12 protein-coding genes are annotated in these 11906 nt (G+C 40.6%); 4 read left to right on the top strand and 8 right to left on the bottom strand.

The features are described 5' to 3' along the window. Positions 1–121: 121 nt before the first annotated feature. On the top strand, positions 122–1186 hold the full coding sequence (msrB, locus tag CTY47_RS05505) for a peptide-methionine (R)-S-oxide reductase MsrB (RefSeq protein WP_099463772.1): 1065 nt from the start codon (positions 122–124) through the stop codon (positions 1184–1186). Here the strand turns inward: msrB and CTY47_RS05500 are convergent, their stop codons facing one another. The 5 genes from CTY47_RS05500 to aroQ all read right to left on the bottom strand — a co-directional run bounded on the left by CTY47_RS05500 (position 1187) and on the right by aroQ (position 5407). Then, positions 1187–2416, bottom strand: a complete 1230-nt coding sequence (locus CTY47_RS05500) for an FtsX-like permease family protein (protein ID WP_099463771.1) — start codon at positions 2414–2416, stop codon at positions 1187–1189. Between the two features lie 8 nt (positions 2417–2424). Further along, the gene (gene rbfA / locus CTY47_RS05495) at positions 2425–2760 is read right to left on the bottom strand and encodes a 30S ribosome-binding factor RbfA (RefSeq protein WP_099463770.1); all 336 of its coding nucleotides are present in this window, start codon (positions 2758–2760) and stop codon (positions 2425–2427) included. Positions 2761–2772: 12 nt separating this feature from the next. Then, a complete protein-coding gene (locus CTY47_RS05490; RefSeq protein WP_099464093.1) occupies positions 2773–3399 on the bottom strand; it encodes an O-methyltransferase in 627 nt (208 codons plus the stop codon). A gap of 9 nt (positions 3400–3408) precedes the next feature. Next, positions 3409–4866: a pyruvate kinase gene (gene pyk, locus CTY47_RS05485; protein WP_099463769.1), complete on the bottom strand. Its 1458-nt coding sequence runs from the start codon at positions 4864–4866 to the stop codon at positions 3409–3411. Between the two features lie 124 nt (positions 4867–4990). Continuing rightward, a complete protein-coding gene (gene aroQ, locus CTY47_RS05480; RefSeq protein WP_099463768.1) occupies positions 4991–5407 on the bottom strand; it encodes a type II 3-dehydroquinate dehydratase in 417 nt (138 codons plus the stop codon). 85 nt (positions 5408–5492) lie between these two features. Here aroQ and xerD point away from each other — a divergent pair, with 85 nt between their 5' ends. Continuing rightward, positions 5493–6422, top strand: coding sequence for a site-specific tyrosine recombinase XerD (gene xerD, locus CTY47_RS05475; RefSeq protein ID WP_199163393.1), 930 nt, complete (start codon positions 5493–5495; stop codon positions 6420–6422). On the opposite strand, the gene hflX is transcribed toward xerD, so the two are convergent. Next, positions 6423–7640: a GTPase HflX gene (gene hflX / locus CTY47_RS05470; RefSeq protein WP_099463766.1), complete on the bottom strand. Its 1218-nt coding sequence runs from the start codon at positions 7638–7640 to the stop codon at positions 6423–6425. It lies immediately after the preceding gene. A gap of 72 nt (positions 7641–7712) precedes the next feature. Here hflX and CTY47_RS05465 point away from each other — a divergent pair, with 72 nt between their 5' ends. Both CTY47_RS05465 and CTY47_RS05460 read left to right on the top strand, forming a co-directional pair. Further along, positions 7713–9527 (top strand): T9SS type A sorting domain-containing protein, encoded by a 1815-nt coding sequence (locus CTY47_RS05465; RefSeq protein ID WP_099463765.1) that lies wholly within the window; start codon positions 7713–7715, stop codon positions 9525–9527. Positions 9528–9578: 51 nt separating this feature from the next. Next, a complete protein-coding gene (locus CTY47_RS05460) occupies positions 9579–9800 on the top strand; it encodes a hypothetical protein (protein WP_099463764.1) in 222 nt (73 codons plus the stop codon). Between the two features lie 369 nt (positions 9801–10169). Here CTY47_RS05460 and ispF read toward each other — a convergent pair whose 3' ends face one another. Further along, positions 10170–10646, bottom strand: a complete 477-nt coding sequence (gene ispF, locus CTY47_RS05455) for a 2-C-methyl-D-erythritol 2,4-cyclodiphosphate synthase (protein ID WP_099463763.1) — start codon at positions 10644–10646, stop codon at positions 10170–10172. Between the two features lie 8 nt (positions 10647–10654). Next, positions 10655–11851: a type IX secretion system outer membrane channel protein PorV gene (gene porV, locus CTY47_RS05450; protein ID WP_099463762.1), complete on the bottom strand. Its 1197-nt coding sequence runs from the start codon at positions 11849–11851 to the stop codon at positions 10655–10657. Between the last annotated feature and the right edge of the window lie 55 nt (positions 11852–11906).

Below are 11906 nucleotides of genomic sequence, written 5' to 3'. Positions count from 1 at the left end.
GCGGGTGAAAAGTGGTCTTTAATTCTAAAGGCCACTTTTTTCTTTTATGGTTTGTCCGAATAAATATGTGTTTTATCCGAAATATTTTTCTTTAATCTTGTTATATTAAAAACGGAGAGTTATGAGAAATATGTTTATTATTGCAATATTGCTGCTAGGTAGTATTGCTGCTGTAAATGTACAGGGCGAAGTGGTTAACAATTTAAATATACAGGAGAAAAATGTAATGAAGAATCAGAGTGAAATATATTTTGCCGGAGGTTGTTTCTGGGGAACAGAGCATTTTATGAAACAAATAGATGGCGTAACGGCTACGCAAGTAGGGTATGCAAACGGGAATATTGATAATCCTACTTATGAACAGGTCTGTACGGATAAAACGGGCTTTGCAGAGACAGTGAAGGTGAAGTATGATCCGCAAAAAGTGAATTTGAGTCTGTTGATCGATCTTTATTTTAAGACAATTGATCCAACCAGCTTGAATCGTCAGGGAGGCGATCGCGGATCACAATATAGGACCGGCATTTATTATACGGATGAAGCTGATTCGCCAATTATCCAATCTGCTATTAAAGAGTTATCCAAGAAGTATTCAAAACCTGTACTTGTTGAAGTAAAGCCGTTGAAGAACTTTTATCCGGCAGAAAATTACCATCAGGATTATCTGGATAAACATCCGGACGGTTATTGCCATATTAGTCCTGAGCTGTTTGATTTTGCCAGGAAAGCGAATGCTCCTACCTCTTATACAAAGCCGGATGATGCAACACTCCGTAAGAAACTGACAACTGAACAATATGCTGTTACGCAGAAAAATGCAACCGAACCGGCTTTCCATAATGAATATTGGAATGAACACAGGGACGGCATTTATGTAGATATCACAACTGGCGAACCTTTGTTTGTCTCAACAGATAAGTTCGATTCGGGTTGCGGATGGCCTAGCTTCTCCAAACCTATAAAGAAAGATATTATAAGAGAAAATGTGGATACTTCGCACGGTATGGTGCGTACGGAAGTACGGAGTAAAACGGGTGATGCTCATCTGGGGCATTTGTTTAATGACGGACCTGCCGAATTAGGAGGAATGCGTTACTGCATAAATAGCGCTTCGCTGCGTTTTATTCCGAAGGAGAAGATGAAAGAAGAAGGTTATGCCGGTTACTTATATTTGTTGGGAAAATAATTAATGGGCTTGTAACCACTTTTTGCCTAAATAACGAACAGGATACCAGGCAGCCAGGAGTCCGATAGTTAATACCGTAATAAATACGGTAATAATATCCGTCATTTCCAAACGAACAGGATAAGCGTCGATAATAAAAGCTCCGGCAGTCTGTCCCAGTTTTATTAAACCTAACTCTTGTTGCAACAGGCATAAAATTACACCTATTGTTATGCCTATCAAAGCACCGAATCCTGAAATCATCCAACCTTCAAACAGAAATATGCAGCGGATCAACTTATCGTCTGCTCCCATGTTGCGTAGCGTACGTACGTCTTCTTTCTTCTCGATCATTAACATAGAGAGCGAACCAACAACGTTAAACAACGCTATGGCCAGGATAAAACTCAAGATCAGAAATGTCATCCATTTTTCTACCTGCATCATCTTGAAAGACGCATCCTGTTGTTCAAAACGGTCTTGAACTTTGAACTTGTCCCCTAATATCTCTTTTATCTGTTTTTTTACGGACGAAAGACCCGCTCCATCAGCCAGCTTTAGTTCTATGGCTGTAACCTCTTTGTCGTAATGAAATAAATTGCGTGCCAGATCCAGCGAAACAATCATAAGCCCTTCATCATAGATTTGTTGGTTAATGCAGAATACGCCGCCAATATAAGCATACTCTACATTAAAAGAAGCGGCCGGATTAGCCATGTTTACTTTCTCGTCCCGTTTGGGTGCATAAATTTCCATTGGAGATACAAAACCTGCATTAATTCCCAGTGCAGAGGCTAGTCCTATACCTAATGTAGCATAGTCTACGACATCTTCTCTGAGTGCAAATCTTCCGTCTACCAAAACACTGTCTATTCGAGCCAGATTTTCAAACTTATTATCTACTCCTTTAATCACGGCTACATTCTGCCGGTCACGATAACGAACCAAGGCATTGTCTTGTAATACTTCGCTGAAAATCGCAATTTCAGGAAGTGATTTTACCTTTTGTATCTCTTTAGTTGTGGGATCAAAAACTTTTCCTGTATTGGGAGTGATTTTTAATTCCGGATCAAAGCTGCTAAATAATGCAGAGACAAGGTCGTTGAACCCGTTATATACAGAAAGAGCACAAACAAGAGCTATAGTAGCTACTACCACACCACAAACCGATACCATCGAAATGATATTGATGGCATTGTGCGATTTCTTCGAGAACAAGTATCTCCGGGCTATATAAAACGGGAAGTTCAAGGTGAAAGCTACTGTTTCAGGAGTTTGTCAATATTGTCGATATAGTCCAGTGAATCGTCAATGTAAAAACTTAGTTCCGGAATTTTGCGTAACTGTTTTCCTGTGCGTTGTCCCAAATCAAAGCGAATCGCTTTTGTGTTTGTCTGAATGGCTTCCAACAATTCCTTTGACTTTTCCGAAGGAAAGATGCTCAGGTAAGCACGCGCTACGCCCAGGTCTGCACTTACGCGTACACGGCTAACTGATATCAAAACACCATGCATACCTTGTGTTTGCTTCTGAAATATGTCGCTTAACTCTTTTTGGATAAGACGCTCTATTTTGTTTAATCTAGTACTTTCCATAATCTCTATATTTTATTTTTTCCAAATCATTGTAAGGCCGTCGCGTAAGGGTAGAATTACTTTTTCTATCCTTTCATCTTTCTTGATCTTTTCATTAAAAGCCAGAATACCGATGGTTTGTTTGTCCGACGTATGTGGCTTTTCCAGTACTTTGCCGTCCCATAATGTGTTGTCTGCCAAAATCAGACCTCCGGGACGGACTTTTGGGAATATCATGTCGTAATACTCCGAGTACAAGCGTTTGTCTGCATCAATGAATACCAGGTCGAATGTTTCATCCAGTTGAGGAATAATTTCCATGGCGTCGCCGATGTGTAGACGGACTTTGTCTTTATGTGGCGAAACAGATAGGTATTTCTGAATGAAATCTTCCATTTCATCATTGATTTCCAATGTATGGATCAATGAATCTTCTTCCATACCTTCTGCCATGCAAAGAGTGGCATATCCTGTGTAAGTACCTATCTCTAACACCCGACGAGGACGTAGTATGCGGCAAAACATTTTCAGTATTCTGCCCTGCAGATGTCCTGATAACATTCGCGGACGAAGAAGGTTCACATTTGCGTCCCTGTTCAGGGTAGAAAGCAAAGCTCCTTCTTCATCGATGTGAGTAAGTATGTACTCATCTATTGTCACGTTATTCAATTATTCTTTAAAAGTAGGCAGTTGATAATTGTCTCCTGCTTCTAATACTTTACCTACATTATTGATTTCGAGGAAAGTTGTTCCTCCTCCTTCTCCGAAGCTTCCGCTTAAATAAGCAACCATATCGTTATTGGTGATACGTCCGCTCTTTATTAACTGGTTCAAAGCATCGTAGAAATAGCCTCGGCGACTATCGTTCCAAGGTTGATATACTGCCCAAACACCATAAGATAAAGCCAGCATACGCATCACACGTGCATTGTAACAGATCGAAAACACGGTAGATGTACCGCGGAATGCAGCCAGAAACCGTGCTGTACGCCCAGTATAGCTATCTGTAATAATTGCTTTTACGTGTAGTTTGGAAGATGATTTTACGGCTTGTTTTGCCAGATATGAGGTAACATCCAGGTCATTTCCTTCGATAGGTACACGAATATCGTTAGCTGCCAACTTCGTTTTCTCTGCTTCACGGGCAACCTTCGTCATTGTTTGTACGGCCTCTAAGGGATATTTGCCGTATGCAGTTTCGCCACTTAGCATTAACGCATCTGTACGATAATAAATTGCATTGGCAATATCTGTTACTTCCGCACGGGTTGGGCGAGGATTGTTTATCATGGAATGAAGCATCTGTGTAGCTACAATAACCGGTTTTTTCACCTCTACACATTTACGGATAAGTGTGCGCTGGATACCCGGTATTTTTTCGGCGGGTACCTCGATACCCAGGTCTCCGCGGGCAATCATTACGCCGTATGCCACTTCCAGAATCTCATCTATATTGTCAACTCCTTCCTGGTTTTCAATTTTTGCGATGATTTTGATCGGGCTGTTGTATTCGTCCAGTATGCGTTGTATATCTAATACATCCTGTTTGTTGCGTACAAAGGAGTGGGCAATAAAGTCCAGTTCGTTGTTAATAGCCCAAAGGATGTTTTTACGGTCTTTTTCTGTTAAAGACGGAAGGTTGATACGGACACCCGGTACATTTACACTTTTGCGGTTACCCAGTGTTGCATCGTTTCCTACTTCGCAAAGCAGATAGTCGGGATGTTTTTCAATAACTTTTAGTTCCAGGTCTCCATCATCTATCAACACATCGCTGCCGATAGCTAAATCTGATGCGAAATTCTTATAAGATACATAAATGCACTCATGCGAAGTTTCCTTGTCCGGATCGCCTGCAACTTTAACGTGTTCTCCCGTTTTAAATGAAATTGGTTCTTTATTTACTGCCACAGTGGTACGAACTTCGGGGCCTTTTGTGTCCATCAGTATGCCTATGCGGTCGGATACTGTACGTGTGTTAGTAACAACGCGGCTTAAGCCTTCTTCCATCATGTGTGCCGTGTTAAGGCGCACAACATTCATACCTGCCTTGTATAGTGAGTCGATAAAATCAACATCACAGCGTTGGTCAGAAATAGTAGCAACAATCTTCGTATGCTTTAACATATACCTTTTATATTATAACCTTATTATTTATCTTTTATACTTATTCTAAAAAATGTTTCTTTCGGAAGAAACCGGATTTTCTTTCGAGAGAAATTGGAATTTCTTCCGCATGGAGGTGTTTTCTTTATAGAAAAGATTCAAGTGCCAACCGGTATGAATCCAGACCGAACCCGAGGATAACCCCTTTGCAGGCGGCAGAAATCATAGAAACGTGGCGAAAAGATTCCCGGGCATGTACATTCGAAATATGTACTTCAACGACAGGTGTTGTTACCGCCTTTATTGCATCATGTAAAGCTATAGACGTATGTGTGTACGCTCCGGCGTTCATGATGATGCCATCGTAATCGAAACCTACTTCATGAATTTTATCAATCATCTCACCTTCTATATTGCTTTGGAAATAAGCAATTTCAAATTGAGGATATTTGTTACGCAATTCGCTCAGATATCCTTCAAATGAAGTGTTTCCGTATACTGTAGGCTCGCGTTTGCCCAGCAGGTTCAGATTCGGGCCGTTGATGATTTGAATCTTCTTCATTTTGTTGTAAGTTTATTACCTTTGCATTACCCTTCCGGGTTGAAAATATCCGGCAAAGGTAGTGATTTTATTTGACACATACATAATGGTACACTTAACAATGCAACAGTCGCAACAACAAAAGGAAATAATTAATAAATATCAAATCTATCTCCGTCTCGAAAAATCCTTGTCTGCCAATTCGGTGGATGCCTATCTGACGGATCTGGACAAACTGATCTGTTTTGCAGGGAGTGAGGGATTGGGAATAAAGGAGATTACTTATGAAGATTTACAACAGTTTGTTGCACAATTGCGTGATATAGGTATTCATCCCCGTTCTCAGGCCCGCATTATTTCCGGCATCAAATCCTTTTATCGTTTTCTATTGCTGGACGATTATATAACAGCCGACCCTACGGAATTGTTAGAATCCCCGAAGATTGGTTTGAAGCTTCCCGAAGTGCTGACTGTAAATGAAATAAATAATATTTTAGATACAATAGACCTGTCATTGCCTGAAGGTCAGCGTAATCGTGCCATGTTGGAAGTATTATATAGCTGCGGGTTGCGTGTGTCCGAACTTACTTCATTGCGTTATTCTGATGTTTATTTTGACGAAGGCTTTATCAAAGTGGAGGGAAAAGGAAGCAAGCAACGTTTGGTTCCGATTTCCGATACGGCTATTAAAGAGATAAAGAATTATTTATATGACCGGAATCGTGTTGCCGTGAAAAAAGGATTTGAAGATATTTTATTCCTTAGCCGCCGGGGAACGGCCCTGTCGCGTATTATGGTCTTTCACGTAATTAAGCAACAAACGGAAATGGCCGGTGTGCAGAAAAATGTAAGTCCGCATACATTCCGTCATTCTTTTGCCACTCATTTGTTGGAAGGGGGGGCAAATCTCCGTGCCATCCAGGAGATGCTGGGGCACGAGAAAATTACTACTACTGAAATTTATACGCACATAGACCGCGAATTTCTGCGCAAAGAAATTCTGGAACATCATCCCCGCAGTAAGCATAGGGAATAGTTATACTTCCTCTTCATCGTATTGTTGGAAAAGAAAATCGTTATAAGGGAAGCGGGTTATGTGAATTTGCTTTATCCGTTCGTACAACATGCTTTTGAGTGCATCTATATTTGTGCGTTCTTTTGCTGAAATGAAGATGCAGTTATCCTGTAATTTGTTCATCCAGGTGCGTTTCAGTTCGTCAAGATCAATGTTTTCGCGTGTACGGGGAGTCAGATCGTCTTCGTCCTTCGGTACAAAAGTGAATGCGTCTACTTTGTTAAAGACCATAATCATGGGCTTTTCGGTTTTGTCTATTTCTGCCAGGGTTTTATTAACCACTTCAATTTGCTCTTCAAATGTAGGATGCGAAATATCAACAACGTGCACCAGTAAATCAGCTTCGCGTACTTCGTCTAAGGTCGATTTGAAAGACTCCACTAATTCTGTCGGCAGCTTACGGATAAAACCAACCGTATCGGATAACAGGAATGGAAGGTTTTCGATTATCACTTTGCGGACGGTCGTGTCGAGAGTTGCAAACAGTTTGTTCTCAGCAAAAACCTCGCTCTTGCTTAACAGGTTCATTAAGGTTGATTTGCCAACGTTGGTATAACCGACCAAAGCTACGCGGACCATTTTTCCGCGGTTCTTTCTTTGAACACTTTTTTGTTTGTCTATGTCAATCAGATCGTTTTTCAGTTTGGATATTTTATCCAGGATAATACGTTTGTCCGTTTCCAACTGTGTTTCACCCGGACCACGCATGCCTACGCCGCCACGCTGCCGTTCAAGGTGAGTCCATAAGCGGGTTAAGCGAGGCAACATATATTTATATTGAGCCAACTCTACCTGTGTTTTGGCATGGGCGGTTTGTGCCCTGCGGGCAAAAATATCGAGAATCAGGTTTGTGCGGTCTAATATTTTTACCTGCAGCTCTTTCTCTATATTACGGAGTTGCTTGGACGAAAGTTCATCGTCAAAAATAACCAGTCCTATTTCATTTTCGACAACATATTCTTTTATTTCTTGCAGTTTACCTGTACCGACAAAAGTTACCGGATTAGGATGGTCTAGTTTTTGCCAGAACTTTTTAACGGTCTCGGCACCGGCCGTATCTGCAAGAAACTCCAGTTCGTCCAGATACTCTTTTACTTTTTGTTCGTTTTGATCGGGAGTAACTAACCCGACTAGCACAGCTTTCTCTGTTTGTGCTTCTGAGATAATAAATTCTTTCATGCGGCAAAGATAATAAATTCAATAATTTGTATACATTTGTAGACGTATTTACAAACCAAAATTATAGTAACTATGATAAAGAACAGTTTACGGGCTATAATGTATGTTTCTTTGTGCTTATTAATGGTAAACTTCCCTTTGCATCTCCAATCCCAGATTCCGGTTCCCGGTCAGTGGAACAATTTCGTACAGGATGTTTCACAGAATATATCGGTAAGAGATACTTTCCTATTCCAGTCTTTTGAGAATGATTTGTCAGATACATGGAATTATACGAAAACAGAAAATATTAACCGTATAGATGTTTTTTCTTTATACGGAATTAAAGGACAAGGAGGAAAATATTCTTTAAAAATGCCTCCCGCATCCCAAGTTACGTTTGCTTCGTTTGAACAATCGCCTTTATACACTGATATTCGTATTAATGCAACATTTGCCGCCAAAGAGTTAAGTAAAGGTGATAAATTATTTGTAAAGGCTGAAAGAAATGGAAAAACAGATCAATGGGAATGGTGCCGGTCTGGCTCAGATAAATACACCTTTCCTTACAGGACCTTGGCTACTCTTCCTTATAAATTGGGGAATCCGGTTCAGATTCCCGGAAATCCGTCTGATATAGTTCTGTTTACGCCTGATACCAATTGCGGCAATTGCTATTGCATAGATAGTGTTTATGCATTTGGACTTATTCCCCAATATTCTCTTTTTACGGATAAAGGCGATTGGAGTGATGAAGATTTATGGACACATCTTCCGGCTTTGCGCCACCGCAGTGCGTTGGTAAACGGCGATGTTTCTATCCTTTCGGATGTGCAATGTAAAGATTTGGCTGTTGGTAATGGGAGCGTTTATATAGCAAAAGATGCGTCTCTTGCCGTAAGTAATCTGATCCTTTATTCTTCGGATAAGGATGCAAAGGTAGATGTAGACGGACATCTTATTGTTCGAAAGCAGGTTGCAATAGAAAAAACTTTTAAGGAAAAAGGTAAATGGTATTTCCTTTCTTTTCCTTTTGATGTTTATTTGGCAGGTATCGAGCCGGATTTTGAGCTAAAGGACGATGCACCTAATGACGGGGGAAACTATTTTTATGTATGTTGTTATAATGGTGACAGAAGGGCTTCTTTGGGAAGAAGTAATGACAATTGGGAGGTTTTAAAGGTAGATAATGTTTCCGGTTCCCAACCTGTCTTTGAAAAAAATAAAGGTTATCTGATAGCATTGGATAGCAAGGCTTCCAACCAAACACTTCGGTTTTCTTCGGCTATTGGAAAGTTGCCTTCTGATTTTGGAAAAAGCATGTCTGTGCCAGTAAAAGCTACATTGGATGGCATAAAGGATGAAGATAACGGCTGGTATTTATGTGGAAATCCTTTACCGTCTCTTTTGCCGTTAAAGGCTATTGAATCTAATCCGTTATTAGACGGTTATGTTTATGTGTATGAAAGAGGAGATTATAAGCCTTATCCTATCGGCAGCAATTATGCTTTGCCTCCTTTTGCTGCTTTTTTTGTGAAGACACAGGCAGATACGGAGCTTGTTATCAATAATCAGTCCGGTTCGGACAATTGTGTACTGCTATCTATGCCCGATCCTTTATCGTCGATAAACTTGGAGCCGGGCAACAAAACAACGCCATTGCATACCGGAGCAGACTTCAATCAAAGGAATATAATTAGTTATATGGATGGTGACCGGTTAATCCTCGAGAATATCCCGGATAAGGGAAATATCCGGATTATGGATTTGGCCGGCAAGGTGGTTTTACAGAAAAAGATAGGAAAAGGCTGTTCGTCAATTAATTTACCGCTGTGTCCGGGTTTATATATCCTAAAGATTGAAATGGAATGTTATTGTGCTTGCCATAAGATAGTTAAAGCCGGATAGGAAATAAAACAATTTGTATCTTTGTTACCTATTAATGTAGAATAAGACAATATGAAAAAGGTAAATATTACCAGTATAGCATTGCTGGTATATCTTATAATTATGAGCGTGATTGGCTGGCCCGGCAATAATCCGGAAAATGGCTATACGGAATACTTTTGTATAATCGGGGCAACGTTGGCAGTTATTCTTTTACTTCGCTTTCTCCAGATCAAACGTCTTAAAATGCGTGGTAAAATAAATCATCCTGATGATTCTTCCAAAACATCCTGATGATTTAATAAAATGATCGGGATGATTATAAAAAGAAAACGCCAAAGAGTATTCCATCTGGTTTGAAATACCCTTTGGTGTTTGTCTGCCATTCCTTCTTCACAGAAGTTGTGGCAGATAGAACTTCATTTTTGTACTTTAGTATTAATATTCCACTTTTTCGCCCTCACGGGGTATTTGGTACATATTTCTATGTTATCCGCGTGGTTAATTAGAATTATGTGATTATAAATAAGTACCAGTCAAACAGGGGAGAGCGGAAAGTTGTTGCGAAGTTGAGATTAATTAACTTGTGGCTTTGGAGATAAAAAATGCTTGCCCTTTTGAAAAAGAAGGCAAGCAGTCTATGAAAAAATAGTTGTATTGTTTTTATTTTTGGATAAGAACCGTAGCGTAAGCGGCAATACCTTCCTGCCGTCCGGTAAAACCTAATTTTTCTGTTGTTGTAGCTTTTATGGATATGTCGTCTGCATCTACTTGCATTACCTCAGCCAGGATTTGCTTCATTTCGGGAATATGCGGATTCAGTTTCGGGCGTTCGGCAGCTATGGTTGCATCTATGTTTCCTAGTTCATATCCGGCATTACGGATCAGCTTCATTGTGTCACGAAGCAGTATTTTGCTGTCTATGTTTTTGTATTCGCCGGCTGTGTCGGGAAAATGAAATCCTATGTCACGCATGTTTGCCGCCCCTAACAGGGCATCGCAGATGGCGTGGATTAATACGTCGGCATCACTATGCCCAAGCAGTCCTAGTGTATGCTCTATTTTAATTCCTCCTATCCATAGTTCGCGATCGGGAACTAGTGCATGCACATCATAACCGAAACCTACTCTGATCTTCATATTTTCTATTATCTGAACAGATTTCTTATGCCATCCATATCGAATGAAAGAGAGAAACGGAGGGTTTGATCCAATGGGTTGCTTTGTACAGTACTTACAAGGTAAGCTGCGTCCAGTTGGAATACACTCATACGGAAACCGGCACCTACTGAGAAATACTGTCTGTTACCCATATTCTTGTTTTCGTAATAATAACCGCCACGTACGAAAAACTGTTCGTTGTAGCTGTATTCTAAACCGATTGAAGCCATTATTTCCTGCAGTTCTCCCTTGAAACCGTTTGGATTATCGCCAAAAGATTTGAAGATGCCGGATATGGAAGACAAAGATCTGTAATCTTCAAGCCTTTTTTGAAATTCTTCGTCTGTTTCGTCCGGGTTTTTATCCCCTTTTGTCGGATAGTTTGGAACCAGATATTTGCTGATGTCTAAATAAGCGCCTATACGGTTATAATCGTCTATCGGGTATAAAAGACCTGTTCCGACAGCTAACTTGGCAGGAAGGAAGCGGCTGGTTTCTCCTCCGTCGAAAGATATTTTAGAACCAATGTTGGAAGCGTTAAATCCGAAACTCCATAAACATTCGCTATTACCAAGAATTACATATTTCTCAAGATAACCGGCAATGTCGGCAGCAAATGCGTTTCCTGCAGTTTGTCCGTCTGAACGTGAGTCGGCGCCTAAGTCCGAGCGTATGTATCGTAGAGCTACGGCCATGGAGAAGTTTTCCGAAAGCTTACGGCTGTAGCTGGCATCTACTGCCATTTCGTACGGGTTTAGTGTGACTCCACTACCGCCTTGCCCCATATATTCCGAGTCGGATATTTCGCCAAGTGAGAAATAGCGGACAGAGGCACCGATAGCTTGCAGGTCGCTATCTCCGATTTTATAATAACCGGCAAGGTTCACCAATGCTACGTCATTAACCAACTTACGTAACCACGGAGTATATGACAATGAAACTCCGGCTTTACTGTAATTAAATGCGTATTTTGCAGGGTTCCAATATTGGGAGTTTACGTCTGGCGTTGTAGATACGCCATTGTCACCCATAGCACCTCCGCGTGCATCCGGAGCAATAGATAATGATGGTACGGCCGTCTGGATAGGTGCAAATTGGTTTTTATCTTGTGCCTTTACTACAGCGGTTGCAGCAAACAGACAGAAGGATATAAGGAGTAAATAAATTCTCGATACTTTTCTCATACTGAAATTACTATTAATAAAAGAACGGACAATTGTTCGTTCCTACATATAACTG

Source organism: Parabacteroides provencensis, from assembly GCF_900232875.1.
GTDB lineage: Bacteria > Bacteroidota > Bacteroidia > Bacteroidales > Tannerellaceae > Parabacteroides > Parabacteroides chinchillae.
Note: the sequence above shows the minus strand (reverse complement) of the source record. Positions and strands in the feature narration are given on the sequence as shown.

What these genes read in the sequence shown, in the direction of transcription:
- pyk (WP_099463769.1), bottom strand. Translation starts at nt 4,866, where the DNA reads ATGTTAAAGCATACGAAGATTGTTGCTACTATTTCTGACCAACGCTGT.
- xerD (WP_199163393.1), top strand. Translation starts at nt 5,493, where the DNA reads ATGGTACACTTAACAATGCAACAGTCGCAACAACAAAAGGAAATAATT.
- ispF (WP_099463763.1), bottom strand. Translation starts at nt 10,646, where the DNA reads ATGAAGATCAGAGTAGGTTTCGGTTATGATGTGCATGCACTAGTTCCC.
- CTY47_RS05460 (WP_099463764.1), top strand. Translation starts at nt 9,579, where the DNA reads ATGAAAAAGGTAAATATTACCAGTATAGCATTGCTGGTATATCTTATA.
- hflX (WP_099463766.1), bottom strand. Translation starts at nt 7,640, where the DNA reads ATGAAAGAATTTATTATCTCAGAAGCACAAACAGAGAAAGCTGTGCTA.
- msrB (WP_099463772.1), top strand. Translation starts at nt 122, where the DNA reads ATGAGAAATATGTTTATTATTGCAATATTGCTGCTAGGTAGTATTGCT.
- CTY47_RS05465 (WP_099463765.1), top strand. Translation starts at nt 7,713, where the DNA reads ATGATAAAGAACAGTTTACGGGCTATAATGTATGTTTCTTTGTGCTTA.
- aroQ (WP_099463768.1), bottom strand. Translation starts at nt 5,407, where the DNA reads ATGAAGAAGATTCAAATCATCAACGGCCCGAATCTGAACCTGCTGGGC.
- rbfA (WP_099463770.1), bottom strand. Translation starts at nt 2,760, where the DNA reads ATGGAAAGTACTAGATTAAACAAAATAGAGCGTCTTATCCAAAAAGAG.
- porV (WP_099463762.1), bottom strand. Translation starts at nt 11,851, where the DNA reads ATGAGAAAAGTATCGAGAATTTATTTACTCCTTATATCCTTCTGTCTG.